Origin of the sequence: Nonomuraea sp. NPDC049725 (assembly GCF_040674795.1) — a bacterium.
Classification (GTDB): domain Bacteria; phylum Actinomycetota; class Actinomycetes; order Streptosporangiales; family Streptosporangiaceae; genus Nonomuraea; species Nonomuraea ceibae.
In genome coordinates, this window is the sequence record NZ_JBFANJ010000008.1 from 322,314 (window position 1) to 341,227 (window position 18,914).

An 18,914-nucleotide genomic window follows, 5' to 3' on the forward strand; every position below is an offset into this window, starting at 1 on the left:
GAGCCTGTGATGATCAGAGAGCGGCTCGCCGCGCTCGTCGCGGAGTCGTCCGACGGCGCGATCAGCGAGCACGAGGCCCTGACGGCGACGGTGCCGCTCACCGCGCTCGGACTGACCTCGATCGGCCAGCTCCGGCTCGTCGACGCCATCGAGACCGAGTTCGGGGTCACCGTCGACCTGACCGGCGACGGCCTCGACCTGCTCGACGACCTCGACCGGCTGGCCGGGCACCTGGCCGGACGATGACGATCCGGTTCTCCGCGCCCGACTCCGGCACCGCCCCGCTGACCTGGGGTCAGCGGGCGATCTGGGAGGCCGTCGAACGCACCGCGCCCGACGACCACTACTTCAACTTCGGCCGGGTGCTGAAAGTCCCCGGCACGCGGACCGTCGCCGAGGTCACCGTCGCGCTCACCGCCCTCGTCGAACGGCACGGCTCCCTGCGCACCCTGCTCGCCGACCCCGTCGGCCAGCGGCTGGAGGCCACCGGGCGGATGCCCGTCGAGGTCACCACCGGCGACCCCGACAAGGTGATGGCCGAACTGGCCGCCACCCGGTTCGACTACCACGCCGAATGGCCGCTGCGCGTGGCGCTCGTCCTGGACGGCGACACCGTCACCCACGTCGTGCTCGTCTTCTGCCACCTGGCCACCGACGGGCTCGGCAGCGACGTGGCCCTGCGCGACCTGCGGACCCTGCTGCTGCGCGGCCGCGTCTCCGGCCCGCCCGCGCCCCGCCCGCTCGACCTCGCCCACTGGCAGGCCGGCCCCCAAGGACGGCAGGTCGCCGACGCCGCCGCCGCCCACTGGGCCGGCGAGCACGCCCGCATGCCCGACACCATGTTCGCCGGGCCGAGCGGCGACCCCGCCGACCCGCCCATCCGGCGCGCACTCCTCCGCTCCCCCGCCCTGCAACTCGCCACCCGCGCCGTCGCGCTCGCCAACCGCACCAGCACCTCCACCGTGCTGCTCGCCGCCACCGCCACGCTCGCCGGACGCTTCTCCGGCTCCGGCCGGTGCGCCATGCTGCCCATCGTCGGCAACCGGTTCCGCCGCGACACCCTCGGCATCGTCAGCACCCTCTCCCAGGAGGGCCTCTTCACGCTCGACGTCGACGGCGACTTCCCCGACGTGCTCCGCGCCGCCGCCCCCGCCGCCATGCGCGCCTACCGCAGCGCCTACCACGACCCCGCCGACCGCGCCAGGATCGTCCGCGACGAGAGCGCCCGCCGCGGCACCGCCGTCCACCCCAACTGCTGCTTCAACGACATGCGCTTCGCCGACCCGGGCCCCGCCGCCTGCACCCCCGCCGACCTCGACGCCGCGCTGCCCGCCACCGCGCTCGAATGGCAGATGAGCCAGGACAAGCTCAACTGCCGCTTCTGCGTGCACGTCACCACAGAAGGCGTCTCCCTCACCGCCGACACCCGCCACCTGTCGAGCGCCGCCATCGAACGCTACCTGCACGCCCTGGAGGACCTGCTCGTCGAGGCCGCCCGCCGATGACCCCGCCCACCGGCATCCGCGCCTACGCCACCGCCACCTCCTGCCCCCAGGGCGCACGGCTGCCGTTCGTCCTGTCCGGACCGGCGCCCGTCGAGGTCACCGACATGGCCGACGGCCGCGTCGTCCACACCGGCGACGCCGCCCCCGGCTGGGAACTGCCGATCGGCGCCGACTGGCCCAGCTCCCTCTACCGCGCCCGGTTCGGCCCCGAACAGCCGTGGCCGCCCGGCCTGCCCGGCGACACGCCATGCCCCGACAACGAGGTCTTCTTCGTCGTACGGGAAGCCGTGCCGGCCGCGCCGATCCTCCTCAGCGTCCCCTTCACCACCTGGCAGGCGTACAACCGGGCAGGCGTGCCCGGCGAGAGCGTCTACTGGACCGAGGCGCCCGACCGCGCCGCCCGCGTCACCTTCGACCGGCCCGGCTGCGGCCCGCCCCCCGAACGCTGGGAACAGGGCCTCATCGAATGGCTGCGCCCCGCCGGGTACGACGTCGCCTACTGCTCCAACCTCGACCTCCACGACGGGCTCGACCTGCTGACCCGGCACCGGATGCTCATCGTCAACGGCCACGACGAATACTGGTCCGCCGGGATGCGCGACTCCGTCGAGGAGTACGTCCGCCGCGGCGGCAACGTCGCGTTCTTCTCCGGCAACACCTGCTGGTGGCAGATCCGGCTGGAGGACGGCGGACGGACCATGGTCTGCCACCGCGACCCCGTCTCCGACCCCGTCGAGGACCCCCGCCTGGCCACCGTCGAATGGTCGGCCGCCGGCCGCCCCGAGAACTCCCTCACCGGCGTCAGCTTCCGCGCCGGCGCCGGCACCTGGGGCCCGCACATGCCGCGCATGCTCGAAGAGTCCTACACCGCGCGCTTCGCCTCCCACTGGGTCTTCGACGGCACCGGGCTCACCGACGGCGACAAGTTCGGCCAGGGCTGCCTCGGCTACGAGACCGACGCCGCCGAGTTCGAGGAGATCGGCGGCGTCCCGCGCGCCACCTGCCGCGACGGCACCCCGCCCACGTTCGTCGTCCTCGCCACCGCCGACCTGCGCCACTGGGCCGGCTACGGGCAGGGCGGGATGGCGACCATGGGCGTATACACCAGCGGCCTCGGCACCGTCTTCACCGCCGCCACCGTCAACTGGGGCAACACCCTGCACGACCCCGTCGTCGACCGCATCACCCGCAACGTCATCGACCGGCTCTCCACCGGCGCCGGCGACCCGTGGGAGGTCATCGGGCCCGAGGCCGACATCCGCGCCCTCGCCGCGCTCGGCCGCACCCTCTACGCCGTCGACGCCTCCGGCGACCTGCTGCGCCGCGAGCTCTGCGGCCAGAACCTGCCCTGGGAGCCCGTCGGGCCCACCCCCGGCGTCCGCGCCCTCGCCGCCCCCCGCGAGGCCGCCGCCGGCGTGCCCGTCGCCCTCTACGGCGTCACCGGCACCGGGCGCCTGCTCCACTTCGACGGCGCCCACTGGCACGACCTCGTCACCGCCCCGGCCGACGCCACGGGCCTCGCCATCGCCGACTGCACCTTCTACGTCACCACCGCCTCGAACCTCCTCTGGCGCCTCACCTTCGGCACCACCACCTGGCACCCCACCCCCACCCCCCAGGAGACCACCGCCTACGGCGGGGCATTGGGGGACAGCGCCAGGCAGGCTCCCGGGGCCACCCTCCCCGCCCAGGGGACCGCCGCGTACGGGGAGCGTGCCACGGACGAGGCGCCCTCCCCCGAGGAGGCCGCCACCACCCAGCCCCCCGCCCCCGAGGAGACCGCCACCGCCCGGACCGCCTTTCCCGAAGAAACCGCCACCGCCTACGGTGCGGCGGTGGGGGACGGCGCCGGGCCGGCTCCGGGGGACGCCCTCCCGGTCGGAGGGGCCGCCGCCCCACGCGGGGAGGGGGCTGCGGACAGGGTTCGGGGGTTGGGGGCGATGAACGGGCGGCTGTTCGTCCTGGACGGCCGGAGGCGGTTGTGGAGCGGGGTGCCGGGTCAGGGGTGGGAGCCGCTGGAGGTGACGGTGCCCGGGACGGCGTTCGCCGCGCATGCGGGCGTGCTGGTGGCGGGCGGCAGGGATCTGCCGTTGCGCCTGTTCAGATGGGACCGTACGACGCCCGGCCGGCTCCGGTGACGAACGCCCAGTAGCGGTCGCCGTACGACCAGTGCCACCACTCGGTGGGGTAGTTGACGAGCCCGGCGGGCTCCAGCGCGGCGGCGAGGATCTTGCGGTGCCGCCGGGCGTCCTCGGAGATGTCGGGCGAGGCGGTGTAGCAGGCGCCGCCGCTGGTCTCGGGGGTGTCGTTGACGGCGGTGCCCATGTCGTACTCGGCCCCGTCGGGGTCGCAGAGGGTGAGGTCGACGGCGGCGCCGGCGGTGTGGGGGGCGACGTCGACGGGTGAGACGTAGCGGCTGGCGGCGGCGTGGAGCTCGCCGGGGGTGAGGCCGGGGAAGCGGGCGGCGAGTTCGGCGCGGTAGTCGTCGAAGATCTTCCGCTGGACGGCGATGGGCCGGTAGCCCTCGACGATCAGCAGGTGGAAGCCGTCGGGCAGGCGCCGTTCGGCGGTCTCGAGCCGGTCGAGGAGGCCGGCGCGCAGGCGGGCGTAGGCGCCGTCGGGGTCGGCCATCCGGTCGTCGAGCCGCAGCCGTCCGCGTACCTCGGCGAGGGGTTCGCCGGTGTCGGTGACGGGGATGGCGGCCACCCGCGGATCGGAGATGAGCACGATGTCACCGGGAGGAAGCCACATGGGCAAGAATTCTCACACAGTGTCGGAGAAGACCTGCTCGCGGGCCTGCTCGAGGGCGGCGACGAGGGCGCCGCGCAGCACGGGGTTGCCGGTGATGCCGGTGGTGACGACCTGGGGGCGGCTGGGGCAGACCTTGGCGACGGCGTCCTCGACCATGGCGGCGAGTTCGGTGCCGCCGGCGCGGCCGACGTCGCCGGCGAGGACGATGAGGCCGGGGTCGAGGACGACGGTGACGGCGGCGACGCCGACGGCGAGGCGGGCGGCGACGGCGGCGAGGAAGCCGGTGCGGGCGCCGGCGACGGCGGCTCTGACGATCTCGGGTCCGGTGGCGCCGGGCCGGGCGGTGAGCCCGTGTTCCTGGGCGAGTCCGGTGAGGGCGTCGAGGCCGACGAGCCGCTGGTAGGAGCCTGATTGGGGGCGGGTGACGTCGGCGGGCAGGGGTTCGCCGGGGACGGGCAGCCAGCCGATCTCGCCGGCGCCGCCGGTGATGCCGCGGTGCAGCCGGCCGCCGAGCATGACGCCGAGGCCCTGGCCGATTCCGGTCCAGACGACGACGAAGTCGTCCTGTCCGGCGGCGGCGCCGTAGCGGTGTTCGGCGAGTGCGACGAGGTTGACGTCGTTCTCTATCGTGACGGAGGCGCCGAGGGTGCGGCGGAGGCTGGCGAGGACGCCGACGTGCCAGGAGGGGAGGTCGTGGGAGAAGCGCACGTCGCCGTTGGCGGGGTCGACAACGCCGCGGGTGCCGATGACGAAGGCTTTGAGCTGGGGCAGGGTGATCCGGGCGGAGGCGCAGGCGCGCTGGACGGCGGCGTGGACGGTGGCGACGGGGTCGCGCCCGTCGGCGGGGTCGACGACGACCTCGACGACGACCTTGCCGGTGATGTCCGCCACACCGACGGTGATGGCGTCGGGCAGGACTTCGAGTCCGGCGACGTGCGCGCTGGTGGGCACGACGCCGTAGAGGGCGGCGTTGGGGCCGCGTCCGCTGGCCCTGCGTCCGGTGACTTCGACGAGGCCGCGGTCCTCCAGTCTGGCGAGGAGCTGACCTGCGGTGACCTTGGAGAGTCCGGTGCGTTCACCCAGCTCGGAGCGGGTGAGGGGGCCTTCGGAGAGCAGCAGCTCCAGGGCGGTCCGATCGTTCAACCGGCGTAGCAGCCGCGGGACCCCCGGGTTCCGTGTCACGGGCATTCTCCCCTCTCGTCACGATCCGCTAACGCCAGTTTCTTTTAAGAAAGTTTCTTGTTAGTTTATCACCATTCAAGACTGACGATCAGCCAGGTGCGGACCACAGGCCCAGCACCCGATGACGCAGAGACCCGATGCGATTTAGCCGGGAAGGGAGCATCCCAGTGAGGATCTCTAAGATCACGGCCACCACGGTCACCACGGCCGCCCTGGCCCTGGGCCTGGCCGCTTGCGGCGGCGGCGCCGAGCCCGCCGCCAACGAGCCGGCGGCCTCCGCCAGCGCCTCCGGCCCCAAGTGGGCGGGGCAGACCCTCACCATGTGGCGGCTTGGCGTCCCGAACGAGCCGTCCCAGAAGTACACCGACGAGCTGGTCGCCGAGTTCAAGGCCACCACGGGCGCCGAGGTGAAGGTCGAGTGGATCCCGTGGCCGCAGGTGAACGACAAGTTCACCGCCGCCGCCGCCGGCGGTGAGGGCCCGGACGTGACCGAGATCGGCAACGACCAGGTGCCGCTCTGGCAGAGCCAGGACGCCCTCGCGCCGGTCACCTCGATCACCACCTCCGGTGAGCAGGCGAGCATTCCCAAGAACCTGTTCGGCCTGGAGACCATCGACGGCGAGGTCTACGCCATGCCGTGGGGCGCGGGCACCCGCGCGGTGATGTACCGCAAGGACTGGTTCGAGGACCTCAAGATCGAGGTGCCGAAGAACTGGGACGAGCTCATCGCGGCCGCCAAGAAGATCCAGGAGGAGAAGGGCAAGGACGTCGACGGCTTCGCCTTCAACGGCGGCTCCGACGCCAACCACCTCCTCGGCGCGCTGGCCTGGTCCGAGGGCGGCGAGTACGCGGTGAAGGAGGGCGACAAGTGGGTCGGCAAGCTCACCGACCCCGCCTTCAAGACCGGCTTCGAGACCTACACGGGCATCGTGAGCTCGGGCGTGTCCAGCAAGTCCCGCCTCACGCAGAACACGACCGACATCCGTACCCGGTTCTCCAACGGCAAGGTCGGCATGTACCTCACCGCGTCGTGGGACATCGCCACGATCAAGGAGGAGAGCAAGGGCAAGGTGAAGGAGGAGCAGATGGCCTTCTTCCCGCTGCCCTCCAAGGCCGGCGGTGAGACCCCGGCGTTCTTCGGCGGCAACGACATCGCCGTCTGGAACGACGCCAAGAACAAGGAGCTCGCCACCGACTTCGTGAAGCTGGCCACCAGCAAGAAGTGGGCGGACCGCTACGCGATGGACGGCGGCCTGCTGCCCGTCTACCCGGACACCCTGGCCTCGCTGGCCAGTGACCCGGCCCAGGCTCCGTTCGCGGCTGCCTTCGCCAAGGCCAAGGCGTTCCCGGCCGACCCGAACTGGACCGAGGCCAACGAGACCAAGGCCGTCCTGCAGAACGCGGCCCGCTCGGTCATCGAGGGCAAGGCCACGGCCGACGAGGCGCTCGCCAAGGCCAACACGGAACTCGAAGAGATCCTGAACGCGCAGTAACGATGACGAACACGTCAACGCTCGCCAGGGGCGGAGGAAATTCCTCCGCCCCTGGGCGGCGCCGCCGTAGCTCCCGCAAGCCGGGCAAGGCCAGCGGGATGAACCCCAAGCTCGTCCCCTACGCCCTGCTCATCCCGGGCATCCTGGTCATCACGGGTCTGCTGCTGTACCCGATGGTCCAGATGTTCATCATGTCGTTCCAGAAGGTCACCCTCCGGGTGATCCGCGGGGCCGCCGAGCCGGAGTACGTCGGGTTCGGCAACTTCGAAGAGATCTTCGGCAACTCGATCTTCTGGTCCTCGCTCCGCAACACGGTCGTCTTCGCCGTCGTGGCCGTCACGCTCACGCTGGTGCTCGGCACCGCGGTCGGCGTCCTGCTCAACCGGCTCAGCAAGGGCATGTCCAGCTTCGTGATCATCGGCATCATGTCGGCGTGGGCCGTCCCGCCGGTCGCCCAGGGCACCATCTGGCGCTGGCTGTTCGACGCCGAGGCCGGGATCATCAACTGGGCGCTGAACCTGCTGCCCGACTGGCTGTCCAACCTGCTCTTCGGCCGCGCCGACTGGACGGGGCAGCCGTGGCTCAACGACGCCTGGTCGGTCTACCTGGTGCTGATCCTCACCGTCGTCTGGTCGTCGTTCCCGTTCGTGGCGGTGTCGGTGCTGGCCGGCCTGCGCGGCATCCCGGCGGAGCTGTACGAGGCGGCCCGGGTCGACGGGTCGACGCCGTGGCGCACGTTCAGGAAGATCACCTTCCCGCTGCTCAAGCCGGTCTTCGCCGTCCTGACGATCCTGTCGATCATCTGGGACTTCAAGGTGTTCAGTCAGCTCTACGTGCTGATGAACGGACCGACGAACCGTGAGGCGTTCAACCTGTCGCTCTTCTCCTTCGCCGAGGCGTTCAAGGCGCCGCCCAAGATGGGTCAGGGCGCCGCGATCGCGGTGGTGCTGACGGTCATCCTGCTCATCGTCACCGCGTTCTACACCCGGCAGATGGTCAAGTCGGAGGAGGTCCAATGACGCCGCTGGCGCGCAAGCGCTTCGCCAAGATCGGGCTGAACACCGCCGGGGTCCTGGTCTTCCTGTTCGCGATGTTCCCGGTCTACTGGATGGTCTCGACGTCGTTCAAGGCCAACGACCAGATCTTCACCACGGACTTCATCCCGTTCCCGACGCACTTCACCTTCGAGCACGTCGAGAAGGTGCTGACGGAGGGCGTGGCGGGCAACTCCATCTGGCTCTACATGCGCAACAGCGCGATCGTGGCGCTCGGCACCGTGCTCATCGGCTCGGTGTTCGCGCTGCTGGCGGCCACCGCGGTGGCCCGCTTCCGGTTCAAGGGCCGCACCAGCTTCCTGATCACGCTGCTGGTCGTGCAGATGATCCCGTCGGAGGCGCTGCTCATCCCGCTGTTCCTGAACGTCCGCAGGCTCGGCCTGTACGACCAGCTGCTCGGGCTGATCGTCATCCAGGTGGGTCTCACGCTGCCGTTCGGCATCTGGATGCTGCGCACGTTCGTCGCCGCGGTGCCCAAGTCGCTGGAGGAGGCCGCGTGGATCGACGGCGCGAGCCGGTTCACCACGTTCTGGAAGGTCCTGTTCCCGCTGGTGGCTCCGGGCCTGGTCGCGACGAGCATCTTCTCGTTCATCACCGCGTGGAACGATCTCATCTTCGCTCTGATCCTGATGAACGACAGCACCGGCTACACGATGCCGGTGGCGCTGCAGTTCTTCTTCGGGCAGCGCGGCACCGACTGGGGAGCCATCATGGCGACCTCCACGTTGATGACCCTGCCGGTCATCGTCTTCTTCCTGCTGGTCCAGCGCCGCATGGTCTCCGGCCTGGTGGCCGGGGCCGTCAAGGGCTGACCCCTTCCCTTCCCGCGGGTTCCGGTACGGCCAGCGCGCTCCACCGTGCGCTGGCCGTACCCATGTCCTGCCCTGACAACGATGAGGATTCATGAGCCAGAGTGATCGGGGGCTACGCCGCCTCGCGGCGGGCACGCTGCTCGTCGCGTTCGACGGGCTGAGCGCGCCCGCCTGGGTGCTGAGGGAGCTCGAGGGCGGGCTCGGCGGCGTGACACTCTTCGGGTTCAACGTCGGCGACCCGGCCCAGCTCGGCGAGCTGACCGCCGCGCTGCGTGCCGCCGGTGAGCCGGTCATCTCCCTCGACGAGGAGGGCGGCGACGTCACGAGGCTCGCCTACCACGTCGGCAGCCCGTATCCCGGCAACGCGGCCCTCGGCGCGGTGGACGACGTGGACCTGACCCGCCAGGTCTACCGGGCGATCGGCTCGGAGCTGGCCGCGGCGGGCATCAACCTCGACATGGCGCCGGACGCCGACGTGAACACGGCCGAGGACAACCCGGTGATCGGCACCCGGGCGTTCGGCTCGGACCCGGACCTGGTGGCCCGGCACACGGTGGCCGCGGTCGAGGGGCTGCAGGCGACGGGCGTGGCCGCCTGCGTCAAGCACTTCCCGGGCCACGGGGCCACCACGGTCGACTCGCACCTGGCGATCCCGGTCGTGGACGTGCCGCTGGAGGTGCTGCGGGCCAGGGAGCTGGCGCCGTTCCTGGCGGCCGTCCAGGCCGGCACCAAGTCGATCATGACGGCGCACGTGGCGGTCCCGGCGCTGACCGGTGAGACGCCCGCCACCATGTCACCGGCCGCGCTGACCGGGCTGCTGCGGGGCGAACTCGGCTACGACGGCGTCGTCGTCACCGACGCGCTCGACATGCAGGCGATCACCGACAGCGTGGGGCTGGCCGGTGGCGCCGTCGCCTCGCTGGCGGCCGGGACGGACCTGCTCTGCCTGGGCCCCAAGCCGGGCTACGACGAGATCCAGAAGATCATCGCGGCGATCATGGACGCCGTCGCCGACGGGGTGCTGTCCGTGGAGGGGCTGGAGCGGTCCGCCGCCCGCGTGGCCGCGCTGCGCGCCTGGGCCGGCCACAGCTCCGGCTCGCTGCCCGAGCTGACCCGGGTCGGCCTGGACGCCGCCCGCCGCGCGGTCCGGCTCGACGGGGCGCCGGCGCCGCTGTCGGACGTGCCGCTGGTCGTCGAGGTGGACACGCCGCCGACGATCGCCGTGGGCGACGTGCCGTGGGGGGTGTCGCCGTGGCTGCCGCACGCCGAGGTCGTCCGGGTCAAGCCCGCCGACGCCTGCCCCGACGAGCTGCTCAAGCGCGCCGGGGGGCGTTCGCTGCTCGTCGTCGTCAAGGACGCGCACCGCTACGCCGAGAGCCGGACCCTGGTGTCCGCGCTGGTCACGGGCCGGCCCGACACCATCGTGATCGAGATGGGGCTGCCCGTGTGGCGTCCCGGCAGCGCCGCCTACATCGCCACATACGGCGCGGCCCGGGCGAACGCCCAGGCCGCGATGGAGCTGCTGACCGCCTGATCAGCCCTGGCGGGCGGCCGCCACCGCCTCCCTCAGCGGGGCGGGCGGCCGCTCGCCGAACCGTTCCAGGTAGGCCGCCGCGTGCGCGGGGTCGTCCTTGAGGAACGGGAAGTCGGAGGCCACCATGTGCCGGACGGCCAGCAACGGGACCGGGGCGCCCAGCGGCAGAAAGTCCGGGTTCCACAGGCCGTGCTTGGGCGGCGGGCCGGGGTAGAACTCGCCGACCATCAGCCCGGCCTCCACGTACCGGGTCTTGAGCGCGAGCTGGGCCGCGTCGATCACCGCAGGGGCGCGATCGACGGGCAGGTCCGGCAGCAGCACCAGGATGGTGCGGAACTGCGGCGAGACCCCCTCAGGGGCGACCAGCCGCTGGAACCACGAGCGGTAGCCGTCGAGCACCTCGGCGACCTGCGCCGCGTCCGGCTCCCCGGGGCAGACGGCCAGGTAGAAGGTGCCGCGGTCGAGCGAGGTCTGCGCGTACGGGCAGACCGGTCCCTTCCTGCCGAGCTCCGGGTGCGGCCGGCACAGATACGCGCGCGCCCACGTCACGATGTGGCCGAGCGGCTCCGCGTACCGCCGCACCAGTTCGTGGCCGCCGTCGAGATCGCTCACCTCGATGAGCACGCGGGAGGGATCGGTGGGATCCGTGAGCATCAGCGAACCTTCCTGGCGAGCAACAACGCGGCGAGCCCGGCGGCTCCCAGGGCGGACCAGCGCAGCAGGGCGTCCTGGCGCCTGGCACGGGCCAGCGCGTCGGCGTACGGGGTGGTGGTGTGGGAGATCATCGTGTAGAGCGGGACCCAGCGGTCCGGGAAGAGGCCCGAGAGCACCAGGTCGGCGCGCTTGCGGGCCAGGTGCAGCGGCGAGCGGACCCGGTCGCGCAGCTCGACGAAGTTCTGCCTGGACAGCTCGTCCAGGACGTCGGTGTGCGGCCGGCGGGTCCGCTCGAACTCGGCGAAGGCCGCACGCGTATCGCCGAGTCCGAGGCATCGGTCGAGGACCGTGCAGTCCTCGAGGGAGGAGTTCATGCCCTGCCCGTAGAACGGGTAGACGGCGTGTGCGGCGTCGCCGATGAGGACGACCTTGCCGCCGTCGTGCCAGGGCGTGGTGCGGATCGAGACTAGGTGGCCCACGGGCCGGTCGGCGTACTCCTTGGCCAGGTCCGGCATGAGCGCGAGCGCGTCGGGGAAGCGTTCGGCGAAGAACGCCTCCGGGTCGTCGATCTCCTCGAACCGCTCGAACGGCAGGAACAGCGTGGCCGTCATCGAGCCGTCGAGGTTGGGGTGGGTGACGATGAGCCCGTCGTCGCCGCCGGGCCACACGTGCAGCGCCTCGTGGTGCTCGGGCACCTTGGGGATCGTCAGCTCCTTGTAGCCCCAGGGCAGGAACTCCTGGTGCAGGTCGGCGCGCGTGCCCCGGTGCATCAGCGTGCGTACCGCGGAGAACGCGCCGTCGGCGCCCACCACGGCGTCGGCCTCGACGGTGCTCCGGCCGTCCTCGTGCTCGACGGTCAGCGTGGGCGCCTCCTTGTCGAGGTCGACGACGCGGTGGCCGAAGTGGAAGGCGACGCCCTGTGCCTCGGCGTGGCCGATGAGGCTGACGACGAGGTCGCGGCGGCGCACGGAGTGCAGGATCTCCTCCTCGCGCCTGCCGTACGGGTGGAAGGTGACGGCGCCGTCGGGGGCGTGCACCGCGCGTCCGCGCATGGGCACGGTGCTCGGCCAGATCTCGTGCATGAGCCCGACGTCGGTGAGCGCGCGCACGCCCCGGGCGGACAGGCCCAGGTTGATCGAGCGGCCTTCCTCGTCGTCGCGCAGCCTGGGGTCGTCGCGGCGCTCGTAGACGGCGACGCGGTGGCCGCGCCTGGCCAGGTAGCAGGCCAGCAGGCTGCCGGCGGGACCGGCGCCCGCGATGAGGATCTTCACACCGTCTCCTGTCTTGCCACGAGCAGTTCGTCAGAGCCGGGGGCATCGAGCGGGAGCCGCTCGATCCCGCCCAGCCCGGCCGCCTCGGCCCAGCCGGCCACCTCGGCGAACGTGTAGAGGCGTCCGCCCTGGGTGGCGGCCAGGTTGAGGCTGAAGCCGCCGAGGAAGGCGGCCGTGTGGCCCTGCGTGCCGGCGGGCGGGTCGCTGTACGGCTCCAGCACGAGCAGCCGCCCGCCGGGCCGCAGCGCCCGCGCCGCCCTGTCGACCAGGCCGGCGGCGCCGTCCGGGTCGAGCCCGTGCACGACGTTGAACAGCAGGACCGTGTCGTACGCGCTGTCGAGCGCGGCGGAGTCGGCGGGCACGGTCAGGTCGCCGGGCACGAGCGTGATCCGCCCGGCCAGCCCGGCCTCCTCGACCCGCGCCCGCCCCTCGTCCAGGGCTCCGGGCAGGTCCACGACGGTCGCGGTCGTCCCGGGCGCGGCCTCGCAGAAGGCGGCGCTGTAGATCGCGTGGCCGCCGCCGACGTCCAGCAGCTTCCCGTACGGGCCGGGCACCGCCGCGACGACGGCCGGGGCCAGGCCCCGCGCCATCCCGGCCAGCATCCCCTGGAAGGTGCGCAACGTGCCGGGCCGGCGTTCCAGCCAGGCGTAGTACGGCTCGGGCGGCCGGCCGGTGCGCACCGACTCCTCCAGGCCGGTCCACAACTCGCCGATCAGCTCGTGCCACAGTGCCAGCGTCGGCGCGAACCAGTCGCGTGGCCCGTTCGCCAGCCAGGGGTCGGCGGCCGGGCCCAGGGCGTAACCGTCGTCGTCGCGGAGCACGTACCCGAAGCCGGCGAGCGCGTCGAGGAGCACGGTGAGCGGCCCCTCGGCGACGTCCAGCTTCGTGGCGAGCTCCGCCGGGGTGCGCGCTCCGGCGGCGAGCGCGTCGAAGACGCCGAGCCGTTGCGCGGTTCCCGCCGCGCGGAACGCCATCGCGCCCACGAGGTCGATGAACCCTCCGGGCGCTTGGTTCAGGTCACGAAATATGCGTAACTCTTCAGGATCGAGATAGAGCGGCATCGGATGACTCCTCAGCGTCGGGCAGTTCCGTCTCCACCCGGCGAAGGCGCGGCTGGAGGTAGGCCAGGGGCGCCAGCACGACCAGCGCGGCCCCGGTGAGCAGGAAGATCGTGGCGATGCCGCGGCCGGGCCCGGTGCCGATGAGCTGGCCGAGGCTGCCGGCCAGCGCGCCGCCCGGCGCGAGCATCGGCTCGAACACCTGGTCGGCGAGCGGCCCGGCCGCCAGGTAGGTGAGCACGGTCGCGGCCTGGGTGAGCATGCGGACGGCGCCGAGCACCCGGCCCAGCTCGGCCGGTGCGGTCTTGAGCTGGATCAGCGTGATGCCGGTGCCCTGCACGAACGGGATCGTGAACAGGAACGCGGGCGCGACCAGGCCGATGAGCAGCGCCGACGGGCTCAGGCTGTGCAGCATGAGCAGCACGCCGCCGGCGGCGACGAAGGCGAGCAGCCCGCGCACCCGCCGCTTGGGCCCGCCCCACGCGCTCAGCACCAGCCCGCCGACGAACAGGCCCGCGCCGCCCGCGGCCATGAGCGCGCCGAGCAGCGCCGCCGACCCGAACGACAGGATGAGCGGCTGCACCAGCACCCCGGCCATGCCGAAGAACAGGTTGTAGGCGGCAAGCAGCCCGACCAGCCAGCCGAGCCCGCGCCGGGTCCGCAGGTGGCGCAGCCCGAAGGCCAGGTCGCGCAGCCACGGCTCGGCGGGCCGCCCCTCCCCCGGCCGGGTCGCCTCGCGCGGCAGCGGCACCAGGTGGAGCACGATCCGCGAGGCCAGGAACGTCACCAGGTCGATCACCACGACCCCGGTGAGGCCGACGCCGACGAGCAGCGCCCCGGCGAGCAGCGGCGCGGCGACGCGGACGGCGTCGGCCACCTGCATGAGGCCGTTGGCCCGGCCGAGCTGCTCCTTGGGCACCAGGCTGGGCAGCATCGAGTGGTAGGCGGCCATCTGGGCGGTGCCGAAGACGGCGCTCACGGCGGTGACCACGTAGATGTGCCACACCTGGAGCTCGCCCGTGGTCAGCAGCAGGGCCAGCGCGCCGGTGGCCAGCGCGGCCCCCAGGTCGGCGGCCAGCATCATCCGCCGCCGGTCCCACCGGTCGGCCAGCGACCCGGCGAGCGGCGCGAACAGCACCTCGGGCAGCACCGCGCAGAGCGTGATGGTGACGAACTGGGTCGCCGAGCCGGTCTTCTGGAACACCCACACGCCCAGGACGAACCCGGTGACGCTGGAGGTGATGATCGACAGGAGCTGGGACGACCAGATGGCCAGGAACGTCCTAGGCATCGCGGTCTCCGATCAGGTGGGGCAGGTACACGCCGAGCAGGTCGGCGGCGGGCGGGCAGACGAGCCCCGCCTCGGCCAGCAGCCGCTCGGTCGCCGTGCAGTCGAATGTGGGGCCGGTGCTGTCGTCGCCGTACTCGGCGAAGAACGCGGGGAAGGGCGCGAGCGGCAGGCTCTCGCCGCCGTCGAGCCTGCGCCGCACCTCGGCGCGCCACTCGGCGGCGGGCGCGAGCCGCACCGGGACGCCGTGCGCGGCCAGGCCGGCCGCCAGGTCGGCGGCGCCGAGCGTGCGCGGGTTGCGGTAGTGGAAGTCGCCGGTGGCGCCGGTCCTGGCCAGGTGCCCGATGGCGGCGGCGACGTGGTCGACGGGGGCCAGGTCGAGCTCCTCGCCGTCGGGGACCGTGCCGAGCAGCGCGCAGGTGGCGACCAGGCGGCGCAGGAAGTCGTCGGAGGGTCCGGCCCCGGTGCGGCTGTCGCCGGAGATGCGCGCCGGGCGGTGCACGGTCACGGGCAGCCCGGCCTCGCGGGCCGCCGTGGCGAGCCGGTCGCCCACCCACTTGCTCTGGTCGTAGCCGAGGTGCAGGCCGGCGGGGTCGGGCAGCGGGTCGCCCTCGCGCACCACCCGCTCGCCCGGGGTCAGGTGGACGCCGAGCGTCGAGATCAGGTGCACGGGCGTGCCGCGGCGGGCGGCGAGCCTGAGCAGGGCGAGCGTGCCGTCCACGTTGGCGGCCTTGAGCGCGCGGTACGCGCGGGTGAAGTCGACCTGCCCGCCGCTGTGCACGATCAGGTCGCAGTCGACGTCGGGCAGCGGCCCGGCGAGGTCCCCTGGCTCGCAGGCGATGCGGCCGGCGAAGTCGTCGCGCCACAGCCCGTGCGCGGCGAGGTTGCGCCGCACCCGCTCCTGCGGCTGATCACCCCTGACGAGGCAGAGCACGGTGGCGTCGGAGTGCCTGAGCAGGTCGGCGAGCAGGTGCGCGCCGAGGAACCCGGTCGCCCCGGTGAGCAGCACCCGGCGCGGCTCGCCCCGGCCGCCGCCCGGCGCCACCGTGAAGTCCGCCGGCAGCGTCGCCTCGGCGTGCAGGTCGGGCGGCCCCTCCGGGGCGTGCCCGTCGAGGGCGGCGGCGAGCTCGGCCAGGTCGGCGCAGGCGAAGAAGACCGGCAGCGACACCCGGACCCCGGTCTCCTCCGCCAGCCTGGCCACCGCCCGGGGCGTGAGCAGCGAGTGGCCGCCCAGCTCGAAGAAGCCGTCGCGGCGTCCGGCCCGCACCCCGAGGATCTCCTCCCACACCGCCGCGACCACGCGCTCGGTTCCGGTGCGCGGGCTCTCGTACGGCGTCGCCGCGGCGGCGGGCTCGGGCAGCGCCCGGAAGTCGACCTTGCCGTGCGGCGTCAGCGGCAGCGCGTCCAGCGTGACCACGGCCGCCGGGATCATCGACGACGGCAGCCGGCCCGCCAGGAAGCCGCGCAGCCCGGCCAGATCGACCGGTTCGCCGGTCAGGTAGGCGACCAGCCGCCCGCCCACGGCGGTGACCACGGCCTCCCTGACGGCCGGGTGGGCCAGGCAGGCGGCCTCCACCTCGCCGGGCTCGATCCGCACCCCGTTGACCTTGAGCTGCCTGTCGGTGCGGCCGAGGAAGTCCAGCGTCCCGTCTGCGCGCATCCGCACCAGGTCGCCGGTCGCGTACATGCGGCCGCCCGGCAGGAACGGGTCGTCGCGGAAGCGCTCGGCGGTCAGGTCGGGCCGCCCCAGGTAGCCCTCGGCGACGCACTCGCCGCCCAGGTGCAGCTCGCCGGGCACGCCCGCGGGCGCGGGCCTGCCGTGCCGGTCCAGCACGTACGCGCGCACGTGGGGCAGCGGGACGCCGATCGGCAGGTGCGTGCGCTCCCCCAGCTCGCCGCCGTCGACGGTGCGGCATACGGTCGCGCAGACGGTGGCCTCGGTGGGGCCGTAGTGGTTGTAGAAGGCGACCTTGCCGCCGGTGAGCCGGGCCCAGGTGCGCAGCCGTTCGAGGGGGACGCTCTCGCCGCCGACCATCATCGTCGTCAGCGGCCCGGGGTCGACCGGCCCGGCCTCCGCCAGGTCCTCCACCCACTGCTGCCACAGCGCCGAGGCCGTGTCGACCATGGTGATGCCCAGCTCGGAGCACAGGCGCATCAGCTCGGGCCCGCTGAGCGAGACCGGGTCGGGGTGCAGCACCAGCGCGGCCCCGCTGATCAGCGCCGGGAAGATGTCGCCCACCGAGGCGTCGAAGCTCAGCGGCGGCACCATCAGCACCCGCTGCCCCGGCCCGAACCCGTGCGCGTCGCGGAACGAGACGGCCAGCCGGGCGGCGCTGCGGTGGCTGACGACCACCCCTTTCGGCGTCCCCGTCGAGCCGGACGTGTAGATCACGTACGCGGCGCCGTCGGCGGTGACCCGCCCGGACACCAGCTCGCCCGCGCCCCCGCCGGTGACGTCCAGGACGTCCCCGGGGACGGGCTCGTGCACCTCGCCCGGGACCGGCGCCACGCCGTCCTCGCCGATCACCGCCGCGCAGCCCGCCAGCATGGCGCGCGTGCGGTGCTCCGGCTGCGCGGGGTCCACGGGCACGTACGCGGCCTCGCACATCAGCACGGCGAGCACGGCCACCATGGCGTCGGGCCCCGCCTTGAGCCGGACCGCGACCAGGTTGCCCGCCCGCACCCCGGCCTCGCGCAGCTCACCGGCCAGCACGAGGGCGCGTGCGGCCAGCTCGCCGTAGGTGAGGACGCCGCCGGGCGTGACGACGGCGGGGGCGGCGGGCGTCCTGGCGACCTGCCGGGCGATCAGCCCGTCCAGCCGGTCGGGCAGCACCAGCGCCAGCTCCTCCGGCGGCAGCATGCGCAGCTCGGACAGCCGGGCCTCGGGCCGCGCCGTCATCTCCTCCAGCAGCCGCCGCAGGTGCCCGCCCATCCGCTCCACGGTGGGGCGCTCGAACAGGTCGGTGCTGTAGGTGAGCATGAACTGCAAGTGCTCCTCGAACACCACCACGTCCACGGCCAGGTCGAACTTGGCCGGGGCCAGCCCCGACACGACCGGCGTGCGCTCCAGCCCGGCCAGGTGCAGCGGATCGGGGCCCTCCTTCAGCCCTTCGCCGGGGTTGTCCAGGTTGAGCAGCGTCTGGACGAGCGGCGCCTGCCCCCGGGACGGTCGCAGCTCGGACACCACCTCGTCGAACGGCACCGCGGCGTGCGTGAACGACTTCAGCAGGCGGCGCCGCGTCCGCTTGATCAGCTCCTGCACGGTCGGGTCGCCGCCGAGGTCGGCGCGGACGGCCAGCGTGTTGATGAACAGCCCGAAGACCCGCTCGAACTCCTCCTCGTCGCGCCCGGCGACGGCCGTGGCCACGCAGAAGTCGTCCTGGCCCGAGTGCCGCGACAGCATCGCCTGGTAGGCGGCCATCAGCACGATGAACGGCGTGCACCGCTGCGCCCTGGCCAGCTCCCGCACCCGGGTCCACAGCTCGACCGGCATCCGCTGGATGACCAGGTCGCCGTGGCCGCTCGGGGTGGCGGGCCTGGGCCGGTCGGCGGGCAGCTCCAGGGCCGGGACCCCGGCCAGCTCGGTGCGCCAGAACTCCAGGTGGGCGCCGTGGTCCTGTTCGCGCTGGCGGCGGGCGTACTCCGAATAGGGCACGGCCGGCTCCAGCGGCGGCGCGGGCAGGCCCGCGGCGAACGCGGCGTAGAGCGCCGACAGCTCCGGGTACAGGATGCGCTCCAGCGACCAGGCGTCGCTCACGATGTGGTGCAGCACCATCAGCAGCACGTGCTCGCGCGGCCCGGCGCGCAGCAGGCTCACCCGGAACAGCGGCCCGGCGGCCAGGTCGAAGGGCCGGTTGGAGCGCTCGGCCAGCAGCCCGGGCAGGCTCTCCCCGGCGGCCTCGACGCGCTCGGCGACGACCGGCTCGCAGGGGCGTACGACGGCCGTCGGCACGCCGTCCACCTCGGGGAAGACGGTGCGCAGCGCCTCGTGCCTGGCGGTCAGCTCGGTGAGCGCCCGCTCCAGCGCCGCCACGTCCAGCTCGCCCGTGAGCCTCTCGGCGACGGCGATGTTGTACGAGGCGTCGCCGCCGGAGAGCCGGTCGAGGAACCACAGGCGTTCCTGGCCCCTCGACATGACCGCGGCACGGCCTGCCAGCTGCATGGTGACGAGTCCCCTAACCGCGGATGTCTGACTGGGAGGTTTGACTCAATAACTCTTAGGAAAGTTTCCTATTTATTGACTGGGGTTGATGCTATACACATGGGGCGACCACAGACAAGGACCACCCGGCGAAGATCCGAGCCGGGCGC

At 73.0% G+C, this 18,914-nt stretch carries 14 protein-coding genes; 7 read left to right on the forward strand and 7 right to left on the reverse strand.

The genetic code is table 11. The annotated features are described in order from the left end of the window. Positions 1–9: 9 nt before the first annotated feature. The 3 genes from AB0J53_RS22905 to AB0J53_RS22915 are packed head-to-tail and all read left to right on the forward strand — an operon-like array spanning position 10 to position 3,643. Positions 10–246, forward strand: a complete 237-nt coding sequence (locus AB0J53_RS22905) for an acyl carrier protein (RefSeq protein ID WP_246644443.1) — start codon at positions 10–12, stop codon at positions 244–246. After that, complete coding sequence (locus AB0J53_RS22910; protein WP_364175449.1) at positions 243–1,505, forward strand: condensation domain-containing protein; 1,263 nt, start codon at positions 243–245, stop codon at positions 1,503–1,505. Before AB0J53_RS22905 ends, AB0J53_RS22910 begins: the two co-directional genes overlap by 4 nt. Then, a complete protein-coding gene (locus AB0J53_RS22915) occupies positions 1,502–3,643 on the forward strand; it encodes a N,N-dimethylformamidase beta subunit family domain-containing protein (protein WP_364175452.1) in 2,142 nt (713 codons plus the stop codon). Before AB0J53_RS22910 ends, AB0J53_RS22915 begins: the two co-directional genes overlap by 4 nt. Here the strand turns inward: AB0J53_RS22915 and AB0J53_RS22920 are convergent. Together AB0J53_RS22920 and AB0J53_RS22925 are read right to left on the reverse strand one after the other, a co-directional pair. Then, positions 3,606–4,256: a M15 family metallopeptidase gene (locus AB0J53_RS22920; RefSeq protein WP_219503269.1), complete on the reverse strand. Its 651-nt coding sequence runs from the start codon at positions 4,254–4,256 to the stop codon at positions 3,606–3,608. The genes AB0J53_RS22915 and AB0J53_RS22920 overlap by 38 nt on opposite strands. Positions 4,257–4,268: 12 nt before the next feature. After that, entirely contained in the window at positions 4,269–5,438 is a 1,170-nt protein-coding gene (locus AB0J53_RS22925; RefSeq protein WP_219503272.1) for an ROK family transcriptional regulator, read from the reverse strand. 167 nt (positions 5,439–5,605) lie between these two features. Between AB0J53_RS22925 and AB0J53_RS22930 the strand changes: the two genes are divergently transcribed. The 4 genes from AB0J53_RS22930 to AB0J53_RS22945 all read left to right on the forward strand — a co-directional run bounded on the left by AB0J53_RS22930 (position 5,606) and on the right by AB0J53_RS22945 (position 10,332). Beyond that, positions 5,606–6,931: an extracellular solute-binding protein gene (locus AB0J53_RS22930; protein WP_364175457.1), complete on the forward strand. Its 1,326-nt coding sequence runs from the start codon at positions 5,606–5,608 to the stop codon at positions 6,929–6,931. Positions 6,932–6,933: 2 nt separating this feature from the next. Then, positions 6,934–7,950 carry a sugar ABC transporter permease gene (locus AB0J53_RS22935; RefSeq protein WP_364175460.1) on the forward strand — a complete coding sequence of 339 codons (1,017 nt, stop codon included), beginning with the start codon at positions 6,934–6,936 and terminating at the stop codon, positions 7,948–7,950. Then, on the forward strand, positions 7,947–8,798 hold the full coding sequence (locus AB0J53_RS22940; RefSeq protein WP_364175463.1) for a carbohydrate ABC transporter permease: 852 nt from the start codon (positions 7,947–7,949) through the stop codon (positions 8,796–8,798). The genes AB0J53_RS22935 and AB0J53_RS22940 overlap by 4 nt, the downstream gene beginning before the upstream one ends. A 91-nt stretch (positions 8,799–8,889) precedes the next feature. Beyond that, a complete protein-coding gene (locus AB0J53_RS22945; RefSeq protein ID WP_219503290.1) occupies positions 8,890–10,332 on the forward strand; it encodes a glycoside hydrolase family 3 protein in 1,443 nt (480 codons plus the stop codon). Here the strand turns inward: AB0J53_RS22945 and AB0J53_RS22950 are convergent, their stop codons facing one another. Genes AB0J53_RS22950 through AB0J53_RS22970 form a run of 5 tightly spaced genes read right to left on the reverse strand, consistent with a single transcriptional unit; the run spans position 10,333 to position 18,765 of the window. After that, positions 10,333–10,986: a DUF6875 domain-containing protein gene (locus AB0J53_RS22950; RefSeq protein ID WP_364175466.1), complete on the reverse strand. Its 654-nt coding sequence runs from the start codon at positions 10,984–10,986 to the stop codon at positions 10,333–10,335. Continuing rightward, the gene (locus AB0J53_RS22955) at positions 10,986–12,257 is read right to left on the reverse strand and encodes an NAD(P)/FAD-dependent oxidoreductase (RefSeq protein ID WP_219503295.1); all 1,272 of its coding nucleotides are present in this window, start codon (positions 12,255–12,257) and stop codon (positions 10,986–10,988) included. Before AB0J53_RS22955 ends, AB0J53_RS22950 begins: the two co-directional genes overlap by 1 nt. Then, the gene (locus AB0J53_RS22960; RefSeq protein ID WP_364175470.1) at positions 12,254–13,318 is read right to left on the reverse strand and encodes a class I SAM-dependent methyltransferase; all 1,065 of its coding nucleotides are present in this window, start codon (positions 13,316–13,318) and stop codon (positions 12,254–12,256) included. Before AB0J53_RS22960 ends, AB0J53_RS22955 begins: the two co-directional genes overlap by 4 nt. Next, positions 13,296–14,606, reverse strand: a complete 1,311-nt coding sequence (locus AB0J53_RS22965) for an MFS transporter (protein WP_357585242.1) — start codon at positions 14,604–14,606, stop codon at positions 13,296–13,298. The genes AB0J53_RS22960 and AB0J53_RS22965 overlap by 23 nt, the downstream gene beginning before the upstream one ends. After that, a complete protein-coding gene (locus AB0J53_RS22970) occupies positions 14,599–18,765 on the reverse strand; it encodes an amino acid adenylation domain-containing protein (RefSeq protein WP_364175473.1) in 4,167 nt (1,388 codons plus the stop codon). The genes AB0J53_RS22965 and AB0J53_RS22970 overlap by 8 nt, the downstream gene beginning before the upstream one ends. Positions 18,766–18,914: the final 149 nt, after the last annotated feature.

Coding starts and splice junctions, on each gene's coding strand:
- AB0J53_RS22905 (WP_246644443.1), top strand. CDS start 10: ATGATCAGAGAGCGGCTCGCCGCGCTCGTCGCGGAGTCGTCCGACGGC.
- AB0J53_RS22910 (WP_364175449.1), top strand. CDS start 243: ATGACGATCCGGTTCTCCGCGCCCGACTCCGGCACCGCCCCGCTGACC.
- AB0J53_RS22915 (WP_364175452.1), top strand. CDS start 1,502: ATGACCCCGCCCACCGGCATCCGCGCCTACGCCACCGCCACCTCCTGC.
- AB0J53_RS22920 (WP_219503269.1), bottom strand. CDS start 4,256: ATGTGGCTTCCTCCCGGTGACATCGTGCTCATCTCCGATCCGCGGGTG.
- AB0J53_RS22935 (WP_364175460.1), top strand. CDS start 6,934: ATGACGAACACGTCAACGCTCGCCAGGGGCGGAGGAAATTCCTCCGCC.
- AB0J53_RS22940 (WP_364175463.1), top strand. CDS start 7,947: ATGACGCCGCTGGCGCGCAAGCGCTTCGCCAAGATCGGGCTGAACACC.
- AB0J53_RS22945 (WP_219503290.1), top strand. CDS start 8,890: ATGAGCCAGAGTGATCGGGGGCTACGCCGCCTCGCGGCGGGCACGCTG.
- AB0J53_RS22950 (WP_364175466.1), bottom strand. CDS start 10,986: ATGCTCACGGATCCCACCGATCCCTCCCGCGTGCTCATCGAGGTGAGC.
- AB0J53_RS22960 (WP_364175470.1), bottom strand. CDS start 13,318: ATGCCGCTCTATCTCGATCCTGAAGAGTTACGCATATTTCGTGACCTG.
- AB0J53_RS22965 (WP_357585242.1), bottom strand. CDS start 14,606: ATGCCTAGGACGTTCCTGGCCATCTGGTCGTCCCAGCTCCTGTCGATC.
- AB0J53_RS22970 (WP_364175473.1), bottom strand. CDS start 18,765: ATGCAGCTGGCAGGCCGTGCCGCGGTCATGTCGAGGGGCCAGGAACGC.